Annotated in this window: 19 protein-coding genes; 11 read left to right on the top strand and 8 right to left on the bottom strand. The window is 60.0% G+C overall.

The annotated features are described in order from the left end of the window. Positions 1-248: 248 nt before the first annotated feature. Positions 249-608 carry a response regulator gene (locus AB4O45_RS00890; RefSeq protein ID WP_323620238.1) on the bottom strand — a complete coding sequence of 120 codons (360 nt, stop codon included), beginning with the start codon at positions 606-608 and terminating at the stop codon, positions 249-251. A 264-nt stretch (positions 609-872) separates the two neighbouring features. On the opposite strand from AB4O45_RS00890, the gene AB4O45_RS00885 reads away from it, so the two are divergent. The 5 genes from AB4O45_RS00885 to AB4O45_RS00865 are packed head-to-tail and all read left to right on the top strand — an operon-like array spanning position 873 to position 7,399. Then, positions 873-4,346, top strand: coding sequence for a response regulator (locus AB4O45_RS00885; protein ID WP_460160945.1), 3,474 nt, complete (start codon positions 873-875; stop codon positions 4,344-4,346). Beyond that, the gene (locus AB4O45_RS00880; protein WP_016774863.1) at positions 4,346-5,179 is read left to right on the top strand and encodes a CheR family methyltransferase; all 834 of its coding nucleotides are present in this window, start codon (positions 4,346-4,348) and stop codon (positions 5,177-5,179) included. Before AB4O45_RS00885 ends, AB4O45_RS00880 begins: the two co-directional genes overlap by 1 nt. Beyond that, on the top strand, positions 5,176-5,769 hold the full coding sequence (locus AB4O45_RS00875) for a chemotaxis protein CheB (protein ID WP_041480259.1): 594 nt from the start codon (positions 5,176-5,178) through the stop codon (positions 5,767-5,769). The genes AB4O45_RS00880 and AB4O45_RS00875 overlap by 4 nt, the downstream gene beginning before the upstream one ends. Next, the gene (locus AB4O45_RS00870) at positions 5,763-6,977 is read left to right on the top strand and encodes a hybrid sensor histidine kinase/response regulator (RefSeq protein ID WP_041480260.1); all 1,215 of its coding nucleotides are present in this window, start codon (positions 5,763-5,765) and stop codon (positions 6,975-6,977) included. The genes AB4O45_RS00875 and AB4O45_RS00870 overlap by 7 nt, the downstream gene beginning before the upstream one ends. Before the next feature lie 44 nt (positions 6,978-7,021). Continuing rightward, positions 7,022-7,399, top strand: coding sequence for a response regulator (locus tag AB4O45_RS00865; protein WP_056789776.1), 378 nt, complete (start codon positions 7,022-7,024; stop codon positions 7,397-7,399). Between the two features lie 34 nt (positions 7,400-7,433). Here AB4O45_RS00865 and AB4O45_RS00860 read toward each other — a convergent pair whose 3' ends face one another. The 3 genes from AB4O45_RS00860 to AB4O45_RS00850 all read right to left on the bottom strand — a co-directional run bounded on the left by AB4O45_RS00860 (position 7,434) and on the right by AB4O45_RS00850 (position 11,791). After that, entirely contained in the window at positions 7,434-9,104 is a 1,671-nt protein-coding gene (locus AB4O45_RS00860; RefSeq protein ID WP_150635167.1) for an ATP-binding protein, read from the bottom strand. Then, the gene (locus AB4O45_RS00855; protein WP_056789781.1) at positions 9,101-10,603 is read right to left on the bottom strand and encodes an ATPase domain-containing protein; all 1,503 of its coding nucleotides are present in this window, start codon (positions 10,601-10,603) and stop codon (positions 9,101-9,103) included. Before AB4O45_RS00855 ends, AB4O45_RS00860 begins: the two co-directional genes overlap by 4 nt. 132 nt (positions 10,604-10,735) lie before the next feature. Further along, positions 10,736-11,791 (bottom strand): tetratricopeptide repeat protein, encoded by a 1,056-nt coding sequence (locus AB4O45_RS00850; RefSeq protein WP_041480266.1) that lies wholly within the window; start codon positions 11,789-11,791, stop codon positions 10,736-10,738. A 171-nt stretch (positions 11,792-11,962) separates the two neighbouring features. Between AB4O45_RS00850 and AB4O45_RS00845 the strand changes: the two genes are divergently transcribed. The 3 genes from AB4O45_RS00845 to AB4O45_RS00835 are packed head-to-tail and all read left to right on the top strand — an operon-like array spanning position 11,963 to position 15,243. Further along, complete coding sequence (locus AB4O45_RS00845; protein ID WP_460160944.1) at positions 11,963-14,098, top strand: FUSC family protein; 2,136 nt, start codon at positions 11,963-11,965, stop codon at positions 14,096-14,098. After that, complete coding sequence (locus AB4O45_RS00840; protein ID WP_016774855.1) at positions 14,088-14,288, top strand: DUF1656 domain-containing protein; 201 nt, start codon at positions 14,088-14,090, stop codon at positions 14,286-14,288. The genes AB4O45_RS00845 and AB4O45_RS00840 overlap by 11 nt, the downstream gene beginning before the upstream one ends. A gap of 25 nt (positions 14,289-14,313) precedes the next feature. Further along, entirely contained in the window at positions 14,314-15,243 is a 930-nt protein-coding gene (locus tag AB4O45_RS00835; protein ID WP_375709714.1) for a biotin/lipoyl-binding protein, read from the top strand. 202 nt (positions 15,244-15,445) lie between these two features. Here AB4O45_RS00835 and AB4O45_RS00830 read toward each other — a convergent pair whose 3' ends face one another. From AB4O45_RS00830 to mexE, 3 genes are read right to left on the bottom strand one after another with little or no spacing between them, the layout of a single operon-like run. Further along, the gene (locus tag AB4O45_RS00830; protein ID WP_460160943.1) at positions 15,446-16,867 is read right to left on the bottom strand and encodes an efflux transporter outer membrane subunit; all 1,422 of its coding nucleotides are present in this window, start codon (positions 16,865-16,867) and stop codon (positions 15,446-15,448) included. Continuing rightward, entirely contained in the window at positions 16,864-20,055 is a 3,192-nt protein-coding gene (locus AB4O45_RS00825; protein ID WP_460138059.1) for an efflux RND transporter permease subunit, read from the bottom strand. The genes AB4O45_RS00830 and AB4O45_RS00825 overlap by 4 nt, the downstream gene beginning before the upstream one ends. 15 nt (positions 20,056-20,070) lie before the next feature. Beyond that, positions 20,071-21,324, bottom strand: a complete 1,254-nt coding sequence (mexE, locus tag AB4O45_RS00820; RefSeq protein WP_095180098.1) for a multidrug efflux RND transporter periplasmic adaptor subunit MexE — start codon at positions 21,322-21,324, stop codon at positions 20,071-20,073. A gap of 370 nt (positions 21,325-21,694) precedes the next feature. Here mexE and gcvA point away from each other — a divergent pair, with 370 nt between their 5' ends. The 3 genes from gcvA (at position 21,695) to AB4O45_RS00805 (ending at position 24,294) form a co-directional block, all read left to right on the top strand. Continuing rightward, entirely contained in the window at positions 21,695-22,600 is a 906-nt protein-coding gene (gene gcvA / locus AB4O45_RS00815) for a transcriptional regulator GcvA (RefSeq protein ID WP_460160942.1), read from the top strand. Between the two features lie 75 nt (positions 22,601-22,675). Continuing rightward, positions 22,676-23,503, top strand: a complete 828-nt coding sequence (locus AB4O45_RS00810; protein ID WP_252876373.1) for a DMT family transporter — start codon at positions 22,676-22,678, stop codon at positions 23,501-23,503. A 29-nt stretch (positions 23,504-23,532) separates the two neighbouring features. After that, positions 23,533-24,294 carry an SDR family oxidoreductase gene (locus AB4O45_RS00805; RefSeq protein ID WP_252876372.1) on the top strand — a complete coding sequence of 254 codons (762 nt, stop codon included), beginning with the start codon at positions 23,533-23,535 and terminating at the stop codon, positions 24,292-24,294. A gap of 6 nt (positions 24,295-24,300) precedes the next feature. Here the strand turns inward: AB4O45_RS00805 and AB4O45_RS00800 are convergent, their stop codons facing one another. Further along, a complete protein-coding gene (locus AB4O45_RS00800; RefSeq protein WP_016774850.1) occupies positions 24,301-25,215 on the bottom strand; it encodes a LysR family transcriptional regulator in 915 nt (304 codons plus the stop codon). Between the last annotated feature and the right edge of the window lie 191 nt (positions 25,216-25,406).

Genomic DNA, 25,406 nt, shown 5'->3' with positions numbered 1-25,406 from the left:
ACAATAAGCGCGCGTTCCTGTTTGTCGGAAGCGGAGCAATCGACGGCGGCAGGCACGTCGGAAGAAATGAACTGCATGGGCTCTATCCTGAATGAGTATCGAAAGTTCCCTGGCTGTACTTCGTTATTTATTAACGCCGCCAAAGATGATTCAGGATAGAGCTGGCAGGTTAAGCAATGGCAGTGTTAGTTAGTTGCTGATTGTTTTCGGATGTGACAAGTTGCATCTGCGACGGGCATTTATCAGATTTAGTTCAGAATACTTTTAACTTTGTCGCGCAATTGATCGATGGAGAAGGGCTTGCCGATGACATGCATGCCATCGGGTACTTCGAGACTCTCGGCATAGCCGCTGGCGAACAGGATGGGCAGAGCAGGGCGCAGCTGACGGGCCTTTTGAGAGAGTTCGCGGCCATTCATGCCAGGCAGGCCGTAGTCGGTCATCATCAAATCGATGGCTTTGCCAGGATCCGCAAGGATTTCGAGTGCCGCGTTGCCGTCATCAGCCTCCAATACCGTGTATTCCAGCTCCTCCAGTACATCGACGATAAGCATGCGCACGATGGAGTCGTCTTCAACGACCAGGATAGTGGATGGAGTGGCAGACATGGCAGGACTCTCAAAAATTGAAATCGGGGGATACCGGGCAAGCGAATTTGCCGGACTCTTGCATGAGTAAGTGGCGCATAGCCACAAGTTCCCGAGCTGATACAAAAAAGAACAGGTCAGTGCGGTGAGGCAAGGATAACCGTTGGCGTCGTCCAATGCGCAGGTGTGCGTAGGAAAATGCCATCATTTGTGTGAGAAAAATGGATCCATGGCGGGGTTTTGGGGCAAACTCTCGGGTTTTCAACAGTTCGACAAGGCTGCCCCATGTCCTCTCCGTCCTCGGTTGATGAACAACGGTTCCGCAAACTTCTGAGTCGCAACGTCAGCCTGCCGCTGGGCGTTGGCGTGCTCAGCGCCGTGTTCTTCGTCTCGCTGATCACTTATTTGCTGTCGGTCATCCAATGGGTCGAGCACACCGACCGGGTGATCAATAACGCCAATGAAGCGGTGAAGCTCACCGTTGATCTGGAAACCGGCATGCGCGGCTATCTGCTCAGCGGTGACGAGCACTTTCTCGACCCGTACGAAGTTGCCAAGCCGCGTATCGAGGTCGCTCTCAATACGTTGCTGGAGCTGACCGCCGATAATCCGGTGCAGACCGATCGCCTGCGCCGTTTGCAAGCCTTGCAGGTGGAGTGGGCCAATTACGCGCAGTCTATGATCGATCTGCAGCGCAGCAGTGGCGACTATCGCGGTGCGGTCAAGGCCGGGCGGGGCAAGCGCCTGACCGATGAAATCCGCAAGCAATTCGAGGACGTCATCGAGACCGAGCAGGTGCTGCGCGCCACGCGCAATGAGGATGTGCGCCGCACGACGATCTGGAGCATCACCCTTTACCTGATCTTCATCGTTGGCATCAGCGGTTTGCTGGCCTACATCGGCCGCCGTGATCTGCTAAACCTGTCGACCAACTACAGCGCCAACCTCGCCGCCCAACTGGCCAGCGCCGAACGCCTGGAGAAACAGGCGTGGCTGCGCAACGGCCAGACGCAACTGGCCGAGCAGGTGTTGGGTCAACTGACGCTGAACCTGCTGGGGCGCAACATTCTGCAATTCTGCGCGCAATACCTTGGCACTGCCGTCGCCGCGCTTTATGTGCGTGAAGAACATGGCGGCCTCAAGCGCGTGGCGACTTATGGTTTCTCCCGCGAGCAGGAAGAGCTCAATCAAACGATCTACAGCGGCGAAGGCATCGTCGGCCAAGTGGCAGAACAGGCACGCCTGATCCGTCTCGACGCGGTCCCGGGCGACTATTTCAAAGTCAGCTCCGGGCTCGGTGCAGGTCTGCCGCACAGTGTGCTGGTGGTGCCGACCAGCGATGACGATCGGGTCAATGGCGTGATCGAGCTGGGTTTCCTGCGTCCGCTGTCCGAGCGCGACATCGAACTGCTGGAATTGATTGCCGGCAACATCGGCACCTCGATCGAAGCGGCGCGTTACCGTCAGCGCTTGCAGGAAGTGCTCGCCGAAACCCAGCAGCTCAATGAAGAGCTGCAAGTGCAGCAGGAAGAGCTGAAGACCGCCAACGAAGAGCTGGAAGAACAGTCGCGGATTCTCAAGGAATCCCAGGCGCATCTGGAAACCCAGCAGGTTGAGCTGGAGCAGACCAACGAGCAGCTCGCCGAGCAGCGCGATGCGATGGACAAGAAAAACACCGAGCTGAATCAGGCGCAGATCCAGCTTGAAGAGCGTGCCGAAGAGCTGCAACGCTCGAGCAAGTACAAGTCCGAATTCCTCGCCAACATGTCCCACGAACTGCGCACGCCGCTCAACAGTTCGCTGATTCTGGCCAAACTGCTGGCGGAAAACCCGCAGCAGAATCTGTCGGCGGAACAGGTCAAGTTCGCCGAATCGATCTATTCGGCCGGCAACGATCTGCTCAACCTGATCAACGACATTCTCGACATTTCCAAGGTCGAGGCCGGCAAACTTGAAGTGATTGCCGAAAACACCCGCGTCGATCGTCTGGTCGACGGCTTGCGCTCGATGTTCGAACCGTTGGCTGCCGACAAGCACCTTGCGTTCACCGTCGAGGTCCAGCCGGACGCACCGGGCTTGCTGTTCACTGATCGTCAGCGTCTGGAGCAGGTGATCAAGAACCTGCTGTCCAACGCGATCAAGTTCACCGAGCACGGCGCCGTCAGCCTGAGCATCACCGCGCAGCCGAATGATCACATCGCTTTCAGCGTCAAGGATTCCGGGATTGGTATCGCTGCCGATCAGCAGGAAAGTATTTTCGAAGCGTTCCGTCAGGCGGATGGCACCACCAATCGCAAGTACGGCGGCACCGGTCTGGGCCTGTCGATCTCGCGGGATCTGGCGACGTTGCTGGGCGGTTCGATCAGCGTCGACAGCGTACCGGGGCAGGGCAGTACGTTTACGCTGGTGTTGCCGCGTCAGTATCACGAATTCGGTGAAACGCCGGCCGCGCCGCTGACCTTCCACCCGGCACCTGTGACGCCTGCGCCAGTTGCTGTTGCGGCTCCGCTGGCATCGGCGATTCCGGCAGTCATCCCGCGCTTTGCCGACGATCGCGACAAGGCACCGTTCGCCACCCGCTGCATTCTGGTGGTGGAGGACGAACCGAACTTCGCCCGTATCCTCTATGACCTGGCCCATGAGTTGGGCTACATGTGTCTGGTCGCCCACGGCGCTGACGAAGGTTACGACCTGGCGCGCGAATTCGTGCCGGATGCGATCCTGCTCGACATGCGCCTGCCGGATCATTCCGGTCTGACCGTGCTGCAACGCTTGAAAGAACGCGCCGAAACCCGGCACATTCCGGTGCACGTGATTTCCGTGGAAGACCGCGTCGAAGCCGCCATGCACATGGGCGCGATCGGCTACGCAGTGAAGCCGACCACCCGCGAAGAGCTCAAGGATGTGTTCGCCCGTCTCGAGGCCAAGCTGACGCAGAAGGTCAAACGCGTGCTGCTGGTCGAAGACGACGATCTGCAACGCGAAAGCATCGCGCGGCTGATTGGCGACGAAGACATCGAAATCACTGCCGTCGGCCTGGCCCAGGACGCCCTGGAATTGCTGCGCACGACCATCTACGACTGCATGGTCATCGATCTCAAGCTGCCGGACATGCTCGGCAACGATCTGCTCAAGCGCATGTCCACCGAGGACATCTGCTCGTTCCCGCCGGTCATCGTTTACACCGGACGCAATCTGACCCGCGATGAAGAGGCCGAACTGCGCAAGTATTCGCGCTCGATCATCATCAAGGGCGCACGCTCCCCGGAGCGGTTGCTCGATGAGGTCACACTCTTTCTGCACAAAGTCGAATCGCAGCTGTCCCATGAACGGCAGAAGATGCTCAAGACCGCGCGCAGCCGCGACAAGGTCTTTGAAGGTCGCAAAGTGCTGCTGGTAGACGACGATGTGCGCAACATCTTCGCCCTGACCAGCGCGCTGGAACACAAAGGCGCAGTCGTGGTGATCGGCCGTAATGGCCGCGAAGCGATTGAGAAACTTCATGAAGTCGAGGACATCGACCTGGTGCTGATGGACGTGATGATGCCGGAAATGGATGGCTTCGAAGCCACCAAGGAAATCCGCAAGGATCCGCGCTGGCGCAAGCTGCCGATCATCGCGGTGACGGCCAAGGCCATGAAGGACGATCAGGAGCGCTGCCTGCAAGCGGGCGCCAACGACTACCTGGCCAAGCCCATCGACCTTGATCGTCTGTTCTCGCTGATACGTGTGTGGTTACCGAAAATGGAACGCATCTAGTGGAACGCAGCAGTTCAGCCGAGCGCAACAGCGAAATCGAATTACGCTTGTTGATCGAGGCGATTTACCTGAAATACAGCTACGACTTTCGCGACTACTCCGGCGCTTCGATCAAGCGCCGGGTGCAGCACGCGCTGAGTCAGTTCGAGTGCGCGACCATCTCGGCCCTGCAAGAAAAAGTCCTGCACGACCCGACGGCGTTCATGCAGCTGCTGCAACTGCTGACGATCCCGGTCAGCGAGATGTTCCGTGATCCTTCGCACTTCCTGGCGATCCGCAACGAAGTGGTGCCGCTGCTGCGCACCTATCCGTCGCTGAAAATCTGGATTGCCGGCTGCAGCACGGGCGAGGAGGTCTATTCGATGGCGATCCTGCTGCGCGAAGAAGGCCTGCTCGACCGCACGATCATCTACGCCACCGACATCAACCCGCGCTCGCTGGAGAAGGCCAAGCAAGGGATTTTCTCCATGGAAAACGTCCGCGCCTACACCGCCAATTACCAGCAGGCCGGCGGCCAGCGTTCGTTTGCCGATTACTACACCGCAGCCTATGGCTACGCGATTTTCGACAAGAGCCTGTGCGAGAACGTGACATTCGCCGACCACAGTCTGGCCACCGACAGCGTGTTCTCCGAAACCCAGTTGATTTCCTGCCGCAATGTGCTGATCTACTTCAACAAGAAGCTGCAGGACCGGGCGTTCGGGCTGTTCCATGAATCGTTGTCGCATCGCGGCTTTCTGGTGTTGGGCAGCAAGGAAACCCTGGATTTTTCCAACTATTCGAATCAGTTCGAGGCGTTGGTCAAACAAGAACGGATCTACCGCAAATCATGAACGACACCCCGAGCCTGCCTCGCATCGAGGCTGTCGTGATCGGCGCCTCTGCGGGCGGTGTCGAGGCCTTGTTGACCCTGCTCGGGCCGTTGCGCAAAGGCTATGTGCTGCCGATCATCATCGTTCTGCATCTGCCGGAAGAACGCCGCAGTCATCTGGCCGAAGTGTTCTCCCGCCGTGTGGCGATGCCGGTCAAGGAAGCTGAAGACAAGCAGGACATTGAAGCCGGCACGGTGTATTTCGCCACGCCCGGTTACCACTTGTCGGTCGAAGCGGATCGCAGCTTGTCACTGAGCCTGGAGGACCGCGTACATCATTCGCGGCCGTCTATTGATTACTTGTTTGAATCCGCCGCTGACGTTTACGGCGAGACACTCGCCGCTGTCCTGCTGACCGGCGCCAATCACGATGGCGCGCGCGGGCTCGCTTACGTCAAGCGTTGCGCCGGCCTGACCATTGTTCAAGACCCCGAGGATGCACAAGTCGCCACCATGCCCCAGGCTGCACTGAACGTTCTGCAGCCGGATCATGTCCTACCCATTCACGGCATCGGCCGTCTGCTAGTCGAGCTGGAACGAATCGCATGCTGAGTAATATCCAAGCCAAACTGTTGATCGTTGACGATCTGCCAGAAAACCTGCTGGCGCTGGAAGCGCTGATCAAGCGCGAGGATCGCACGGTCTACAAGGCTCTGTCGGCGGACGAAGCACTGTCGCTGTTGCTGCAGCACGAATTCGCCATGGCCATTCTCGACGTGCAGATGCCCGGCATGAACGGCTTCGAACTCGCCGAGCTGATGCGCGGTACAGAGAAGACCAAGAACATTCCGATCATCTTTGTCAGCGCTGCCGGCCGAGAACTCAACTACGCGTTCAAAGGCTATGAAAGCGGTGCGGTGGACTTCCTGCACAAGCCGCTGGATATCCATGCGGTGAAGAGCAAGGTCAACGTTTTCGTCGATCTGTATCGCCAGAGCAAGGCGATGAAGCAGCAGGTCGAGGCGTTGGAGCAGGCCCGGCGTGAGCAGGAAGCGCTGCTGCAACAACTGCAAAGCACCCAGCTGGAGCTGGAACAAGCGGTGCGCATGCGTGATGACTTCATGTCCATCGTCGCCCACGAGGTGCGTACGCCGCTCAATGGCCTGATTCTCGAAACCCAGTTGCGTAAAATGCATCTGGCGCGAGACAACGCCTCAGCGTTCACCCTCGACAAGATGCAGGCGATGGTCGACCGCGATGAGCGGCAGATCAAAAGCCTGATTCGCCTGATCGAAGACATGCTCGATGTCTCGCGAATCCGCACCGGCAAACTGTCGATCCGACCGAGTCGTTTCGATCTGGTGCAACTGGTCAGCAATCTCCTGCAGAATTTTGCCTCGCAAATGGAAGCGGCAGAAACCAGCGTTTCCTTCGAGGCATCGGCGCCGGTAGAAGGTTGCTGGGACGAGTTCCGCATCGAGCAAGTGGTGTCCAATCTGCTGACCAATGCCTTGCGTTACGGTGGTCGCAGCCCGATTCAGGTGCGCGTCTATCGCGAAGATGACGAGGCCCGGGTCGAGGTACAAGACCACGGCATCGGCATCAGCGCCGAGAACCAGAAGCGTATTTTTCAGCAGTTCGAACGGGTGTCCGCCAAGACGGTGGTGGCCGGGCTCGGGCTGGGTCTGTTCATTTCCGAGCAGATCGTCGCCGCCCATGGCGGCTCCATCGTCGTCGAGAGTGAAATCAACGAGGGCGCCCTGTTTCGCGTTTGTCTGCCAATCCAGGAAAACGGCATATCCGACGCAACCTCTGAGTGACCACACGGTCGTATCAGCAGCTATTGACCGAACAAAGGCTTCCCATGAGCGTAGATGCGCAAGATGTAGTACTCGTCGTCGAAGACGAACCGGTTATCTTGATGGTCCTGACGGATTACCTGTCGGGGCAGGGCTATCGCGTGTTGCAAGCGGAAAATGGCGAGCAGGCTTTCGAGATCCTCGCCAGCAAACCTCATCTCGACATACTGATTACCGATTTCCGCCTGCCGGGCGGGATCTCCGGCGTGCAGATTGCCGATCCGGCGGTGAAATTGCGACCGGACCTCAAAGTGATTTTCATCAGCGGCTATCCGCAGGAAATCCGTGAGACCGGCAGCCCGATTACCAACAGCGCACCGATTCTGGAAAAACCGTTTGATCTGGATGTGTTGCAGGAAAAGATTCAGGAATTGCTGGCCTGATATGTAGGAGCTGCCGTCGGCAGCTCCTATCGATTCAGCTATTGATCATCTCGCGCACCTTTGCGGTGAGCAGATCAAAGGTGAAGGGCTTGGTGATCATCTGCATCCCCGAGTCGAGGAAGCCTCCGCGCACCGCAGCGTGCTCGGCATAGCCGGTGATGAACAACACTTTCAGACCTGGGCGATATTGCCGACCAACCTCCGCCAGTTGACGACCGTTCATCCCCGGCAGACCAACGTCACTGATGAGCAAATCAATACGTTGCGTCGAATTGAGAATCGGCATGGCGCCGTCGGCATCACCGGCCTCGACGAAAGCGTAACCCAGCTCACTGAGCACGGCGCTGACCAATACGCGCACCGCAGGGTCGTCTTCAACGATGAGTACGGTTTCGCCATCCATCGCATACGGAGCCTGCTGCGAATCCGAGACGGGAATTTCTACTTCCTCACCCCGGAAACGCGGCAGATAGAGTTTTACCGTGGTGCCTTCATCGATTTCACTGTCGATCGACACATGCCCACGCGACTGCTTGCTGAAACCATAGATCATCGACAGTCCGAGGCCGGTGCCCTGGCCGATCGGCTTGGTGGTGAAAAACGGATCGAACGCACGGCTGACCACGCTCTGGGGCATGCCGCTGCCATTGTCAGTGACGCTGAGCATCACGTAATCGCCTGGCTCCAGATTGCTGTACGCAGCCGTGAATTCGCGATGCAGCACCTGATTGCTGGTTTCCACCACCAGCTTGCCACCCTCGGGCATCGCATCACGGGCATTGATCACCAGGTTGAGCAGGGCGCTTTCCAGTTGATTGGGATCGGCCTCGGCAACCCAGAGATTGTCGTCCAGGCGCATTTCCAGATGAATGCTTTCATTGAGGCTGCGTTGCAGCAGCTCGCCCATCGACAGCACCAGCGTGTTCATTTGCACGGCTTTCGGGTCGAGTGACTGACGGCGCGAGAACGCCAGCAGACGGTGAGTCAGGCCGGCGGCGCGGTTCGCTGACGTCACACCTAGATCGATCAGGCTGTCGAGGTCTTCCGTGCGGCCTCGGGCCAGACGTCGACGCAGCAATTCGAGACTGCCGATGATGCCAGTGAGCATGTTGTTGAAGTCGTGAGCGATGCCGCCAGTGAGTTGGCCGACCGCTTCCATTTTCTGCGATTGGCGCAGAGCTTCTTCGTTGTGGCGAAGTTGTGCGGTGCGTTCTTCGACTTGCTGCTCGAGGGTTTCCAGAGTCGATTGCAGGCGGCGTTCGCTTTCACTCAGGTCGATCAGCCGATCGCGCGCTTCATATTGTCGTCGTCGCCCACGGAGCGCGGCGGAGACCAGGCTGACCAGCGTCGCGGGATGGAAGGGGCGCTCGAGAAACGTCACGTTGCCGAGCAGGGTACTGAGGCGCGACGGAGGGCCTTGTTCATCGCCGCCATGATGAGTCAGCAGGACAATTGGCATGTCCGACCACGCGGGCTGCTGGTCAAGGTAGGCGATTAGCCCTTCCAGTTCAGGTCCGCGCAGCGCTTCAGCAGCAATCACCAGCAGTCCGGCACCGACCTCCAGCTCGGTGCATAAAGCGCCGAGATTCGGCGCCACCATGCCGCCGTAGCCGGCTTCGTTGAGGATCATCAACGCGATCTGGCTGTCGCGACCCATAGGCGCCAGCACCAGCACCCGCTCGGCCAACGGCGTGTTGACCGTCACAAGCTTTCATCCTCAAGCAATGGATTGCTCGCTCCCATGTAAGTCGGCACGCCACGCAGCACGCCCTGGAAGGATTCCAGCGGTTGGCCGATGGTCATGCCATGCGAGGAGATCCGGTATTCACGGATGGTCGACTCGTGGTTGCCGGTACGTTTCTTGATAATTGAGATCGCCCGGCGGACTTTGCCGAGGGCTTCGAAGTAGCGCAACAGAATCACCGTGTCGGCCAGGTAAGTGATATCGACCGGCGCCTGCATATCGCCCACCAGGCCGTGCTGGGCGACCGTCATGAAAGTCGCCGCGCCTTTGCGGTTCAGGTACAGCAACAGCTCGTGCATGTGCAGCACCAGCGCGTTTTCTTCCGGCATCGCCGCTTGATAGCCGTTGATGCTGTCGATCACCACGGTTTTGATACCCAGCTCATCGACGCAACGCCGCACGCGATGGGACAACTCGCCGGGAGACAATTCGGCGGCGTCTACTTGTTCGATCAGCAGATTACCGGTGGCCTGCAAGGCTTTGAGGTCGATACCGAGATGACGCATGCGTTCGAACAACAGGCCCAGCTCTTCATCGAAAATGAACAGCGCGGCTTTTTCGCCTCGAGCCACCGCTGCGGCGGCGAAGATCATTGAGATCAGCGATTTACCGGTACCGGCCGGGCCGAGAATCAGCGTGCTGGAGCCGGTTTCGATGCCGCCGCCGAGCAGGGCGTCCATTTGCGGGATGCCGCTGGACAGCTGCAGACGTGGGTAGTCGCCGCGATGCTCCGCCGCTACCAAGCGTGGAAAAACATGGACGCCGTCGCCCATGATGGTGAAGTCGTGGAAACCGCCACGGTATTTCTGCCCGCGATACTTGACCACTCGAACGCGCCGACGCTCAGCGCCGTAGCTTGGCGTCAGCTCTTCAAGACGAATCACGCCGTGGGCGACACTGTGCACGGTCTTGTCGAGGGACTCGGTGGTCAGGTCGTCGAGCAGCAGGACGGTGGCGTCGTAGCGCACGAAGTAATGCTTGATCGCCAGAATCTGCCGACGATAGCGCAACGAGCTCTGCGCCAGCAGACGGATCTCCGAGAGACTGTCGAGCACTACGCGGGTCGGTTTGAAGCGTTCGACCACTTCGAAAATCTGCCTGGTCGCCTCACCCAGTTCAAGGTCCGAGGAATACAGCAGACTTTGCTGGTGCTCGGCATTGAGCAGGCTTTCCGGCGGTGTCAGCTCGAAGATCTTGATGTTTTCGTTCAGCTCCCAACCGTGGGAGAGCGCACCTTGACGCAGTTCTTTCTCGGTTTCCGAGAGAGTGATGTACAGGCAGCGTTCCCCGGCCAGCGCACCGGCGCGCAGGAAATGCAACGCCACGGTGGTTTTGCCGGTCCCGGGTTCCCCCTCGAGCAAAAACACATGGCCGCGAGACAAGCCACCGGCAAGGATGTCATCCAGGCCTACAATGCCGACGGCGGCCTTTGCACTGATCAACTCGTTTGATGTAGTCAAAAAACGCCCTCTTATGACTAGGGTAATCCGGCGGCTGGCTAGAGTGAGCCGCCTGAGTAACTTGACCTCACGGCGTGTTCACGGTTCCGCTTTTTCTTGGACGGGCGGCCAATTGAGTCCGCCCTGACTGGATTAAAGACCTTGTTGCAAGGCCGGGTCGTCCGGATTCAGCTGCTCCAGTTGCGCCAACAGGATCTGCACATTCTGCAGTTGGCCGCTTTCCTTCCAGTAGTTGATCAGCAACACCCGCGCCTTGCGGTCGGCGGGGTGGCGCTGGACGATTTCCTGCAGCTGTTTTTGCGCCGCTTCCAGTTCTTCCGCGCTGTGCAGAGTAGTGGCGAGGTCGTAGCGATAATCCTTGTTGTCCGGCTCCAGCTCGACGGCTTTGGACAGGCCGAGCAGGGCATATTCGCGCTGGCCGTGGTGCAGCAGCCACAGGCCGAGGGCATGTTGCAGATAGGCCGAATCTGGCTGCGCCTTGAGCTGGCGGGCAAGCAACTGGCGAGCGGCATCGCTCTGGCCCTGGCGGTCAAGCACATCGATCTGCATGACCAGCGCCGGCAGGTTGCCGGGTTCCAGACGCAAGGTATTGTCCAACGCCTGTTGGGCCTGTTTGTATTCGGCGTTATGGATATAAAGACGGGCCAGTTGCGCATAGTTGGCAGCGCTTTCCGGCTGGTTTTCCAAGGTCTGTTGCCAGCCGTCGATAGCCTGCTGTAGCGGTGCGAAATACAGGCCGAGCTCGTCCGGGCTCAGGCCGAGCAGGGCATTGATCGCAGCGAAACGGACAGTTTGTTCTTCATCGTCGAGCAACGGTCCGAGCAGCAGACTGCGTTGCCCGCCGGGCACCAGACCGACGATGCTTTTGATCGCGGCGACGCGCACTTGCGGCGCTTCGTGATGCAGGTCGATGTCAGCCAGTTTCAAGGCCTGCGGGCTGGGGTAGTTGGGCAGCTCGCCGTGCAGCCAGACCCGGCGTTTGACCGAGATGTCCGGGCGGCCCAATTGCTGGTACAACTGGCGCGCCGCTCCGGGTTCACCAGTGCGCGCGGCGTTCAGCGCTTCGCTGTAGCCATGTTTGATAGCATCGGGGATGGTCGGTGTGCTGCTGCGCCATGACAGCCAGACGACGCCGAGGATCAGTACGAGGCCTAGGCCGATCAGCAGGTTGCGGCGGGACTGAGTCATGCGGGGTTTCCGAAAGCTTCGAACTTGAGCAGAGCGGCAAGCTTCGTTCAGCTTGGCGCGTGAGTCAAACCGTTGCCGGCGAATCGTCCTACAACATGTGTCGACTGTGAAATCCGTCAGGCTTTTGCTGGAATGTCTACGCTTGCAGAAGTCGTTTTAAAGAGAGTGCCCATGTCTGCGCTGTACACCTATTTCAAGGCGTTGATCCATCCCGGTCAGGCTGTTCTGCTGTTTGCCCTGCGGACCATCGCCGCCGGGCTGTTGACCCTATATCTGGCGTTCATTTTCGATCTCGAACAACCGAAGTGGTCGATCATGGCTGTGGTGATTGTCAGTCAGCCATTGGCAGGGATGGCACTGGCGCGCAGTTTCGGCCAAGTGGTCGGCACCACCGTGGGTGCCGCGGTGGCGGTGCTGATCATGGCGATTTTTCCTCAGGCGCCGCTGCCGTTCATCACGACATTGGCGTTGTGGCTGGCGCTGTGCACCGCGGGCGGCACCTTGCTGCGCTACACCAGTTCCCAGGCGTTCGTGCTCAGTGGCTACACCGCAGTGGTGGTGGCCTTGCTGGCAATCCCGGATCAGGAAGGCACGTTTTTGCTAGCGGTCACCCGCGTCACTGAAACCCTGCTGGCCGTTGCCTGCGTGTGCGTGGTGAGCCTGCTCACAGCCCGGCCTGAAGCAGTGGCCAAAGGTTATTTCGCCAAAATCGATCAGGTGATCAAACTGGCCGCCAGCCACGCCGCCGAAGTGCTTCGCACGGAAGAAAGCGAAGCCGATTTTCAGCGTCGGCAGATGCAACTGCTCGGCGAGATCAGCGCATTGGAGGGGTTGCGGCGCCATTTGTATTTCGATGCCCCACGTTTGCGCGATGCCGACAATCTGGTGTTGCTGCTCGGCAATCAACTGATGCTGCTGACCTCGCGACTGACCGCGCTACGTCATCAGCGCGAGTTGCTCATCGAACGCTGGGAGGGCGATCTGCCGCTGGAGGTGCAGCAACTGCGGGCCGAGGAACTGGCGTTGCTTGAGCAACTGGCGCAACAGGGTCGTGCGCTGTCTGGCGCGGACCGGCAACGTTTCGTCACCTTGCAGCAACAGTTCGAAGCGTTGGCGTACAAGGCCGAGCAGCAGACCGAGAACATGAGTGCGGCCCTGCGTTCACTGGCCTGGGCGCTGCGTTGGGAGCAGGCGCGCCTGCTGCAGCAACTGGAGCAGATTCTCGAACTGAGCGACGCCATTCAGGAAGGGCGCCCGGCCAGTTGCCTATATCGCGGCCAGAGCAGTCCGTTGCATCTGGATTTCACCCTGGCCTCGATGAACGCCATTCGCGCCTTTACCGCGCTGTTGGTCAGCGGATTGATCTGGATCGAAACGGCGTGGGATGGTGCGCGCGGCGGAATGATTCTGGTGGGAATTCTCTGCTCGCTGATGGCGACTTTTCCGCGTCCGCTGATGGCTGCGCAAAGCTATGCGCGAGGCTTGGGTCTGGCACTGGTGGTGTCGGCGTTCTATCAATTCATGCTGGTGCCGGCGATCAGTGATTTCGAGCTGCTGGCCTTGCTGCTGGCGCCGCTGCTATATGCCATTGCCGTGGGAATTTCCAGTCCGGCCACCGCCGGTATCGGCATGGGCCTTGGCCTCTCCAGTTTCCTCATGCTCGGACCGCAAAATACCGGCACTGGGCAGAATACGGCGATTCAATGGTTCGAATTCGCCGGCGCCTACGTCAGCGCAGCGATGCTGGCCCTGATCGTTTATGCGCTGATCTTCCCGTTCCGCCCGGGCTTGCGCATCCGCCGCCTGTACGGCGAAGCGCGGGAGCAGGTGTACCAACTGAGCAAAATGCCGGCGACCGATGAACAACAATTCGCTTTCGAGAGTCGGATGACCGATCGCCTGACCAGCATGCTCGGCCTGCTGCCAGCGGCGAACGATCGTGCCATGCAGCGCTTGTATGAAATCAGCCTGGCATGCGTGGCCTTGGGCGTGGCCATGCATCAGCTGCGGCAGCAGGCACAGAACAACGCGCTACTTACCGATGCGTTCGGCCAACGCCTGGCGTCGGCGTTGCGCAAGACCGGTCGTTTGGTTGCCGGTCGCGACGATGTCCAGCTTGCGGCGCTGCTGGCCACGTTGCACCAACTCGGAGATGAGCTGGACGAGCTGCACGCCACCAGTCATGAACATCTATGGTCGGTGTTTCGCATGCGTGTGGCGCTGCTGATTGTGGTGTCATTCCTCGAGCGGCACGGCGATTATTTGCAACCTCAAGGCCTGGAAGGAGAACCGCAACTTGCCCATTGATTTCGAAATTGGCGGGGTTTATCTGCCGCCGATTGCCCAGGCACTGTTACTGGCGATTCCGATTTTCATGTTGCTGGACTGGTGTCTGCGGCGCCTCGGCGTGCTGCGCCTGGTGTGGCATGAAGCACTGTTCGAAGGCGCACTGTATGCCTGTGTCTGCGCCACGCTGATTCTGTTGATGGGAGCCTGATGTCTTGAAAGCACTAGTTGCACGAATGATGACCGTGGCAGTGGTGATCCTGGCGATCGTCCTCGGCTGGTTCGCCTGGGAGTATTACACCCGCGCGCCGTGGACACGGGATGCTCGGGTGAGGGCGGATGTGGTGACGCTGTCAGCGGATGTTTCGGGGCGTATCGTCAAACTGGCGGTGCAGGACAACCAGCATGTCGACAAGGGCCAGTTGTTGCTGGAGATCGATCCGGCGCGCTATCAACTGGCGGTCGAGCATGCCCGACGCTCGGTGGAGGTGTCCAAGGCCTCGCTGGGGCAATCGCAAGCGGCAATCGTCGCCAGTGAAGCGTTGCTCAAACAACGTCAGAGCGAGGAGCGCCGGCGACGTACGCTGAAGCAAGGCTTCGCCATTTCCGGTGAGGAATGGGAGAAGGCCAGTACCGACGTGGCGGTTGCCCAGGCGGATCTGTTGCGCAATCAGGCCAACCTCGGGTTGGCCGAAGCCAATGTGCAACTGGCAATTGCCGCGCTGACCCAAGCCGAACTGGACTTGCAGCGCACCCGCGTTGAATCGCCAGTGAGCGGTTACGTGACCAACCTGCTGACCCGCCAGGGTGACTATGCACAAGCCGGCGGGGCACTCCTGGCGCTGGTCGACAGCGATTCGTTCTATGTCAGTGGTTACTTCGAGGAAACCAAGCTGCCGCGAATCGAGGAGGGTGATCGGGTACGCATTCAATTGATGAGCGGTGAGCGTTTCGGCGGCACGGTAGAAAGCATCGCCTTCGCCATCGCCGACCGCGAAAACGCGCCGGGCAGCCGATTGCTGGCAAACATCAACCCGAGTTACACCTGGGTGAAGCTCGCGCAACGGGTGCCGGTGCGCATTGGGATTGATGGTGACTTTGCCGGCAAGAATCGCCTGCGCGCCGGTACAACCGCCACTGTCACCGTCCTGGAGGATCACCGCTGATCCATTGTGGGAGCGAGCCTGCTCGCGAAGGCAGAGTATCAGCCACCGCTGATATGTCTGACCTGACGCTTTCGCGAGCAGGCTCGCTCCCACAAAAAATCCCAGTGCTGCAAACAGGCATAAAAAAACCCCGCGACCGAATGATACGCGGGGCAAAAAATTTGGTTGGTTGCGGCCAACCAAAGGAGCTCTTTAACAACCTTTACTTGCTGGCGACTGTCTCCGGTTGCCAGCCACCGCCGAGGGCCTTGTAGATCGCGACGATGCCGCGATACAGCTCGACTTCGGCCTGGGCCTGACTGTCTTCGGCGTTCAGGCGCTCACGTTGAGCGTCGAGCAGGACGAGGAAATCGGTGGTGCCTTCGCGATAACGGATTTCTGCCAGATCAGCGGCCTTGCGACTCGATTCGCTCTGACGGATCAGCGAGATCAAACGTTGCTGACGCTTGCCGTAATCGCTGAAGGCATTTTCCGATTCTTCCAGCGCCAGCAGCACCTGTTGCTCGTAGTTAGCCAGCGCGCCTTCGGCGTCAGCATCGGCACCGCGCAAACGGGCGCGGACGCTGCCGAGGTCAAACGCAGCCCAGGTGATGCTCGGGCCGAGTGCCCATGCGTTGGCTGCCGAGGAACCGATCTGCGAGCCACGTCCGGCCGTCCAGCCGAGGAAGCCGCTGAGGCTGACCCGTGGGAACAGGTCGGCTTTGGCCACGCCGATGCGCGCAGTGGCCGAAGCCAATTGCCGTTCGGCGCTGAGAATGTCCGGACGACGTTGCAGCAGTTCACCCGGATCACCGATTGGCAGCGCCTTGGCGATGGCCGGCAGATCTTTCGGGCTCAGGTCGACGGTCAGTTTGTCCGGGCGTTCGCCGAGCAGGGTGGCGATACGGTTTTTCTGCCGAACCTGTTCCGCCTGCAACTGCGGCACGGTGGCTTCGACGTTGGCCAGACGCGCATCGGCGCGCTCGACATCAAGCTGATCACCGACACCGGCGTCACGCAGGCTGATGGTGATCTTGCGCGACTCCTGCTGGTTGTTCAGGTTGGCCACGGCGATTTTTTCCCGCAGCTGGGCGCCGCGCAGTTGACCGTAGGCGTCGACCAGTTCGGCAATCATGGTGACTTGCAGCTGATACAGATCGGCTTCGGCGGCCTGCTGGTCGGCATCGCTGGCTTCCAGATTGCGCTGGATGCGGCCGAACAGGTCAAGCTCCCAGGCCATGTCCAGACCGAGGTCATAGCGCTCGCTATTGACCCGGTCGGTGGTCTGGCCGGGAATCTGGCCCTTGCCCAAGTCGCTGCTGGCGCGGCTGGTGATGGTCGGCATCGCATCATTGCTGGCGTCGTCGCGGAACGCCCGGGCGGCTTTCCAGCGGGCGAACGCCACGCGCAGTTCACGGTTGCCTTGCAGCGACTGGCTCACCAACTGGTTCAGAGTCGGATCGTCGAATTGCTGCCACCAGATGCCTTCGAATTTCGAACGGTCGAAGTTCTTTTGCCCGGCGGCGCCGTCGGTGGCGGTCGTGATATTGGCCGCCTCCGTGGCTGGGGTCTTGTAGTCGGGGCCGACGGCGCAGGCGCTGAGGGCCAGCACCAGCAGACTCGGCAGGAAGACTTTCAGACTCATTGTTGCGCCTCCAGTGGCTTTTGAAGAGTGTGCGCCTTTGCTGCTTTGCGCTGCTCGCCGCGTTCGACAAAGTTACGGATCAGTACATAGAACACTGGCGTCAGCAGCAGACCGAAGAAGGTCACCCCGAGCATCCCGGAGAACACCGCCACACCCATGGCGTGACGCATTTCGGCACCGGCACCGCTGGAGAACACCAGTGGCACCACACCCATGATGAACGCGAAGGAGGTCATCAGAATCGGCCGCAGACGCAGGCGGCAGGCTTCCAGCACCGCAGCGAGCGGATCGAGGCCTTCTTCCTGTTTGTCCTTGGCGAATTCGACGATCAGAATCGCGTTTTTACAGGCAAGTCCCACCAGTACGATCAAGCCGATCTGGGTGAAGATGTTGTTGTCACCGCCGGAAATGATCACACCGGTGATGGCCGACAGCAGGGTCATCGGTACGATCAGGATCACCGCCAGTGGCAGGCTCCAGCTTTCGTATTGGGCGGCGAGTACCAGGAACGCCAGCAGTACGCAGAGCGGGAACACGAACAGCGCGGTGTTGCCGGACAGAATCTGCTGGTAGGTCAGGTCGGTCCACTCATAGGTCATGCCGTTCGGAAGTTCTTCCTTGAGCAGTTTCTCGATGGCTTTTTCCGCCTGGCCAGAGCTGTAGCCCGGGGCTGCGGCACCGTTGATTTCAGCGGTGATGAAGCCGTTGTAGTGCATCACCCGATCCGGTCCCGAGGTGTCGCTGACCTTGATGAAGGTCGCCAGCGGGATCATTTCGCCTTTGTTGTTGCGTACTTTCAGCTGGCCGATCTGGTCGGATTCAAGGCGGAACTGTTGTTCGGCCTGAACGTTGACCTGGTAGGTGCGCCCGAAGCGGTTGAAGTCGTTGGCATACAGCGAACCCAAATAGATCTGCAGGGTGTCGAAGATATCGCTGACGGCCACGCCGTGGGTCTTGGCTTTTTCACGGTCGATGGCGGCATCGACCTGCGGCACGTTCACCGTGTAGCTGGTGAACAGGCCGGCCAGTTCCGGCACGTTGTGGCTTTTGTTGATGATGTTCATGGTTTCTTTGTACAGCTCGTCGTAGCCCAGGTTGCCCCGGTCTTCGATTTGCAGGCGGAAACCACCAATGGTGCCCAGACCTTGTACCGGCGGTGGCGGGAAGATCGCCATGTAAGCTTCCTGAATGTTCGCGTACTGGCCGTTCAAGGCGCCGGCAATCGCGCCGGCGGACATGCTCGGGTCTTTACGCTCGTCGAACGGTTTCAGCGTCACGAAGACGATGCCGGCGTTCGGGCTGTTGGTGAAACCGTTGATCGACAGGCCCGGGAACGCTACGGCGCTTTCCACGCCCGGCTGTTTCAGCGCGAGGTCGGACATGCGCTTGATCACGTCTTCGGTGCGATCCAGGCTCGCGGCATCCGGCAATTGCGCGAAGGCCACCAGGTATTGCTTGTCCTGGCCGGGTACGAAACCGGTCGGCGTGCTGGAGAAACCGAAGAAGGTCAGTACCATCAGGCCCGCATATACGAGCAGGGCGATGCCGCTGCTACGGATAACCCGGCGCACGGTGCCGACGTAGCCATGGCTGGCGCGATCGAAGAAGCGGTTGAACGGACGGAACAGCCAGCCACCGAAGATCTTGTCGAGCACTTTCGAGAAGCGGTCTTTCGGCGCGTCGTGGCTTTTCAGCAACACAGCGGCCAATGCTGGCGACAGGGTCAGCGAGTTGAACGCCGAGATCACTGTCGAGATAGCGATGGTCAGTGCGAACTGTTTGTAGAACTGCCCGGTGAGGCCAGAAATGAACGCCGCTGGAATGAACACCGCACACAGCACCAGTGCGGTGGCCACGATCGGCCCGGTCACTTCCCGCATGGCGCGCTTGGTCGCTTCGACCGGCGTCAGGCCGAGTTCGATGTTCCGTTCGACGTTTTCCACCACGACGATGGCGTCATCCACCACGATACCGATGGCCAGTACCAGGCCAAACAGCGACAGGGCGTTGAGCGAGAAACCGAACAGGTGCATGACCGCAAACGTACCGATCAACGATACCGGCACCGCCACCAACGGGATGATCGAGGCGCGCCAGGTCTGCAGGAACAGAATCACCACCAGCACCACGAGGATCAGCGCTTCGAACAGGGTGTGCACCACCGCCTCGATCGAGCCACGAACGAAGATCGTCGGGTCATACACGATGCTGTAGTCCATGCCCTGCGGGAAGCCTTTCTTCAGCTCTTCCATCTTGCCGCGCACTTCGTTGGAAATGTCGATGGCGTTGGAACCGGGACGCTGGAAGATCGGAATCGCTACAGCCGGCTGATTGTTCAGCAGCGAGCGCAAGGCGTATTGGCTAGAACCCAGTTCAATGCGTGCGATGTCCTTCAGGCGAGTGATCTCACCGTCGGCGCCTGCGCGAATGACGATATTCTCGAACTCTTCTTCGGAGACCAGACGGCCTTGGGTGTTGACCGACAGCTGGAAACTTTGCGCGGTCGGGGCAGGGGGCGCGCCCAGTTGACCGGCGGCGACCTGACGGTTCTGCTCGCGAATCGCGGTCACCACATCGGTCGCGGTCAGATTGCGCGAAGCGGTCTTGTTCGGATCAAGCCAGACGCGCAGCGAGTAGTCGCCCATACCGAACAACTGCACATCACCGACACCACCCAGGCGAGCCAGCTCATCCTTGATGTTGAGGATCGCGTAGTTGGACAGGTACAGCATGTCGTAGCGCTTGTCCGGTGAGGTCAAGTGCACAACCATGGTCAGGTCGGGCGAAGCCTTGTCGACGGTGATACCGATGCGCGTCACTTCCTCGGGAAGCTTCGGCTCGGTCCGGGTCACCCGGTTCTGCACTTGCACCTGCGCGTTGTCCAGGTCGGTGCCCAGGGCGAAGGTGATGGTCAGGGTGATCTTGCCGTCGGCGGTCGATTGCGAGGACATGTACAACATGTTCTCGACACCGGTGATGGCTTGCTCCAGCGGAGCAGCCACGGTTTCACCGATGACTTTGGGGTTGGCGCCCGGGAAGTTGGCGCGCACGACCACGGTCGGCGGCACGACTTCCGGGTATTCGCTGATCGGCAACTGGAACAGCGAGATCGCACCGGCGATCAGGATCAACAGCGACAGCACCGCTGCGAAGATCGGCCGGGAAATGAAGAATTGGGAAAAATTCATCGGAGTTGTCGTCCCTTAACCGCGTGGGGTCGTAGCAGCCAGCTTCGCAGCCGAACCCGATGCACCCTTGGAAGGGGCAACTTTGGGCAGGTTGCTGGCTTCCAGCGCTTGACGTTGTTGAGCGAGGGCGGCGAGGGTCTGCTCGCTGGCCATCGGAATCACCTCAGGGGTGACCGGTGAGCCAGGACGAACCCGTTGCAAGCCCTTGACGATGATGGTGTCGTCCTTGTTCAGACCGTTGCGGACGATGCGCAGGCCTTCGATCTTCGGACCGAGTTCTACGGCGCGGTAGGCGGTCTTGTTGTCGCCATCCATCACCAGCACGAACTTCTTGCCCAGGTCAGTGCCCACGGCTTCGTCATTGATCAGCATGGCGTTGTAGGTGCCGCTGCCGACCAGTTTCAGCCGTGCGTACAAGCCCGGGGTGTAGGTGCCGTCAGCGTTGTCGAAGACTGCGCGACCACGGATGGTGCCGGTTTTCGGATTGACCTGGTTGTCGACGAAGTTCATCTGGCCGAGGTGCGGGTTGCCGTCTTCGTTGGACAGGCCCATGTATACCGGCGTAGTGGCGCCACGCTGGCCGTTGCGGGCCAGTTGGGTGTATTTGAGGAACACGCGTTCGTCGGCGTCGAAATAGGCGTAGACCTTGTCGGTGGAGACGACGCTGGTCAGTGCGGTGGTATCGGCGGTCACCAGGTTGCCGGCAGTGATTTCGGCGCGGCTGACGCGGCCGCTGATCGGTGCGGTCACGCGGGTGAAGCTCAGATTCAGTTTGGCCAGGTCCAATTGTGCCTGCAGAGCACCGACGGCGGCGCGGGCCTCTTGGGCAGCGCTGGTGCGCGAGTCGGCCAGTTCAGCGGAAATGGCGTTGCTGGTACGCAGACGTTCACCGCGAGCGGCTTCGTTTTCGCTGCGAGTGGCGGTGGCGCGGGCTTGAGCAACCAGAGCTTCGAGGCGGCGTACCTCGGCCTGGAACGGACGCGGATCGATCTGGAACAGCAGGTCGCCTTTCTTGACCAGCGCGCCTTCGGTGAACGCGACCTGATCGATCTGGCCCGAAACCCGTGGGCGGATTTCAACGGTTTCCGGCGCTTCGAGGCGCCCGGTAAATTCGTCCCACTCGTTGACCGGTTGTTCCAGCACCTTGGCTACGCTGACTTTGGCAGCGGGCGGGGCGCCGGCAGTCTCCGGAGTTTTGCCGCAGGCGCTCATCACCAGTACGGCCAGCATGGCCAACGGGAAGCGCAAATGTTTGAGTGATTGTTCCATGGATGCAATCCGCCGAAGTATTGAAGATGGGCGGATGATGCTCGGCGCGGGTGTGATGGCACGAATCGAATGAAGCAAAGGTAACTATCATTCGGAATGATATAAGCGCCGAGGCAGCCCTCTAGCATGCACCTTTCGTTAGGGGGCTAACAATCGGCCTGAAGGCAATTCTGTGTTGCTTGATCTGCAATGATTGCGACCGACGCTGCGCGCGGAGGATTATCCGGCGATTAAATACCTCGCTGTTACCAGCACCTCGGCCACTTGCCGGAGCAATAAGCCAATATCGCGGAACGGGCAACCAAGGGAGTTTCGCTCTAACATGAGCGCAACCTCATGCTCTGACATTTATCGTCCCCGGATCATTTTTATGCGCGACCTGCCCCCGACCGCGACCCTGCGTGCTTTTGAAGTGGCCACCCGACACCCGACGTTCACCGCTGCCGCTCTAGAGTTGCACGTGACCCAGAGCGCCGTCAGTCATCAGCTCCGGCACCTTGAAGAACTTTGGGGCTTGCAATTGTTCGAGCGCGGCAAGGCGTTACGCCTTACAACAGCGGGGGCGACGCTGGCGCCGATCGTGCGCGAGTTTTTCATCAGCCTTGAAGCAACGCTGGAGGATCTGCGCGAGCAAAAGGACAGGGTTCGCCTGACTGTCAGCACCACTTATTCGTTTGCCTTGAAGTGGCTGCTACCACGCTTGCCGACTCTGTCGCGCCTGCACCCGGAGCTGTTGGTGTCGCTGGATACCACGGACAAGATCATCCACTTCGCCAATGGCGAAGCCGATGTCGCAATCCGCTTGGGCAAGGGCAATTACCCCGGTCTGTATTCAGAGTTCCTCTTCGGCGAACAGGTGTTTCCCGTGGCCAGCCCCGAACTGCTGCAGCGCGTCGGCAGGCCGGGCAGTCCCGCCGAGTTGCTGCAGATGCCGTTACTCATTCGCGACGGCGCCGAGTTGGCGCCGAAATGGGAGGTGTGGTTTCAGTCCGTCGGGCTGGAGTTTTTACCGCTGCGCGAAGGCGTCAGGTTTGGCGACACCAACATGACGGTGGAAGCTGCGTTGCTCGGCCAGGGAGTGGCGTTGGTGCGCAGTGGGCATGTCGAAAATGAAATCGGCGACGGCCGCTTGCTGAGGCTGTTCGATGTGCCGTTCACTTCGCCGCTTGCTTATTATTTCGTCTGTCCCAAAGGCATCGAAGCCCAGCCGCATATCCTCAAATTTCGCGAGTGGTTGCTCAGTGAAGCGTTGAAGGTGCAGAGCGCACAGCGCTGAAGTATGAGCAATTGCTCACGGTGTAATGAGGAGACTTCACTGTAATGCCGATGCCAGGGATGCCTAGAATGCTGCATGCCAATCCATCTCGTACTCCTCGTTCTGTTCGCCGCGCTCCTGCACGCCAGCTGGAACGCGCTGCTGCGCGGTGGCGCCGATCGGCTCTGGTCGATGACGATGATGTGCGTGGCCATCGCCATCGTCTGCGCCATCGCCGCCTCTTTCATGGCCCCGCCTGCACCTGAGAGCTGGGGTTACGCGCTGCTCTCGGCACTGCTGCATGTCGGCTACAACCTGTTTCTGGTACGCAGCTATCGGGTCGGCGATCTAGGGCAGATCTATCCGATTTCCCGTGGGTCGTCGCCAGCGCTGATCACCCTCGGCGCCGCGCTGTTTGCCGGCGAAACCATAACCCCCGGCGAACTGCTCGGCATTGGTCTGGTGTCCGGGGGGATCATCTCGTTGGCGTTCCGAGGGCGCAGCCTGTCGGTGCCGAGCCTGCCATATGCGCTGGGTACCGGTTGTTTCATCGCCGCCTACAGCGTCGTCGATGGCATTGGCGCCAGGCTTTCCGGTGCGCCGCTCGCGTACACGGTGTGGATGAGCGCCCTGTGGGGTGTGTTGATGCCATTGGTGTATATCGGCCTGCGCGATGCTCGCAGTCTGTTTTCCGTGCGGCCCGGCATGCTCGCCGCAGTGGTAGGCGGGCTGGTTTCCTTACTGGCTTACGCAATTGTTATCTACGCGATGAACGAAGCGCCACTGGGCGCGGTGTCGGCCCTGCGCGAAACCAGCGTGCTGTTCGCGGCATTGCTCGGCTATTTGTTCCTCGGTGAAAAGCTCACCGTCCGCAGGATGCTGGCATGCGTGGTCATCGCCAGCGGCGCCATCATCATCGGCTGACATAGGCCAACTGCTCAGGAGAACGTCGCATGGATAAAGTCTCGCAAGCACCGCTGATTCTGATCACCGGCGGCAGTCGCGGAGTCGGCGCCGCCACCGCCCGACTCGCCGCCGCGCAAGGCTACGACGTCGCCATCAGCTACGTCGCCAACGAGTCTGCCGCTCTTGAGGTGGTGGCGGATATCGAAGCGTTGGGGCGCAAAGGCATCGCGGTGCGTGCTGACAGTGCTGACCCCGAGCAGGTTGCTGAACTGTTCTCGGCCATCGATCGTTCATTCGGGTGTATCGATGTTCTTGTGAATAACGCTGGCGTGCTGGCGAAACAGTCACGCATGGAGGACCTGAGCTTCGAACGCATGCAGCGCATCTTCGCAGTCAATGCGCTTGGGCCGATCCTGTGCGCGCAGCAGGCGGTGAAGCGCATGGCTTACCGGCACGGCGGCACAGGTGGCGCAGTGATCAACGTTTCTTCTGCCTCGGCGCGCCTGGGTAGCCCGAATGAATACGTCGACTACGCAGCATCGAAAGGCGCGCTGGAAACTTTCACCATCGGCTTTGCCAAGGAAGTCGCGCGGGAAGGGATCAGGGTCAACTGCATTCGCCCGGGGCACATCTATACCGACATGCACGCCAGCGGCGGCGAACCGGGGCGGGTGGATCGCGTGAAGGACTCGATCCCGATGGGGCGGGGCGGTCAGCCGGAAGAGGTGGCGCGGGCCATTTTGTGGCTGGCCAGCGCGGAGGCTTCGTTTGTCACCGGGACTTTTCTGGATGTGACGGGTGGCAAGTAGGTCCGGCTACAGGCTATCCGGATCCCCAAAGAACATCTGAATCCGCGACCTCAACCACCGCTCTCCCGGGTCGTTATCCTGCGACCCACGCCAGGCCATGTGCAGTTCAAATGTACGCGTCGGCAGCGGTGGATCTTCAGCACGCAGACCGCCAGCTGCCGTCAGTGCCTCAGCCGTGTAATCCGGCACGGTCGCGACGATATCGGTGCCCGCCAGCAGCGTGCCCAGTCCGTTGAACTGCGGTACCGCCAGCACCACGTGCCGTTTGCGTCCGAGTTTCTCCAGTTCTTCATCGACGAAACCACTGAGGTCGCCAGCGAACGACACCAGTGCATGCGGTCGGGCGCAGTAGTCGTCCAGGCTCAGCGGCCCCGGCACGGTGTCGGCGCGCAGCAGCTTCGGTGCGCTGCGGCGCAGGACCTTGCGCTTGGCGTTGGCCGGCAGGTCGGTGGTGTAGCTGACGCCGATCGAAATCTCGCCGGAGGCCAGCAGGCCCGGCATCAATATGTAATTGACCCGCCGCACCACGAGGACAATGCCCGGTGCTTCGGCGCGCAGGCGCTTGAGCAGCATGGGCAGCAGGGCGAATTCGACGTCGTCGGATAATCCAATGCGGAACACCGAGGTGCTGGTCGCCGGATCGAAATCGGCGGCACGACTGACGGCGGTCGAGATCGAATCAAGGGCAGGCGAGAGCAGGGCGAAGATTTCCACCGCGCGCGCGGAAGGTTCCATGCTGCGACCGGTGCGGACAAACAAGGGATCGTCAAACAGGCTGCGCAGGCGCGACAGCGCCGCACTGATAGCCGGTTGGCCGAGGAACAATTTTTCCGCGGCCCGAGTCACACTGCGTTCGTGCATCAATGTTTCGAACACGATCAGCAGGTTCAGGTCGACACGACGCAGGTCATTACGATTCATCTGGAGTCCTGGCAGAGTCATCAAACTTGACGAGGGCGGCCATATGAGAACAATGGCCGGCATGAATCTTACGGGGAAAGGCTGGTACTCTGCACCGGAAAATTCAGCTTTACTGCGACGGTGGCAGGCCTTTTTTCATGGATTTTGCCAATGCCGCCCTTGATGCGGAATCAATGACAGGCATGTCGACT

It is taken from the genome of Pseudomonas sp. S2_B10 (assembly GCF_054668425.1).
Note: the sequence above shows the minus strand (reverse complement) of the source record. Positions and strands in the feature narration are given on the sequence as shown.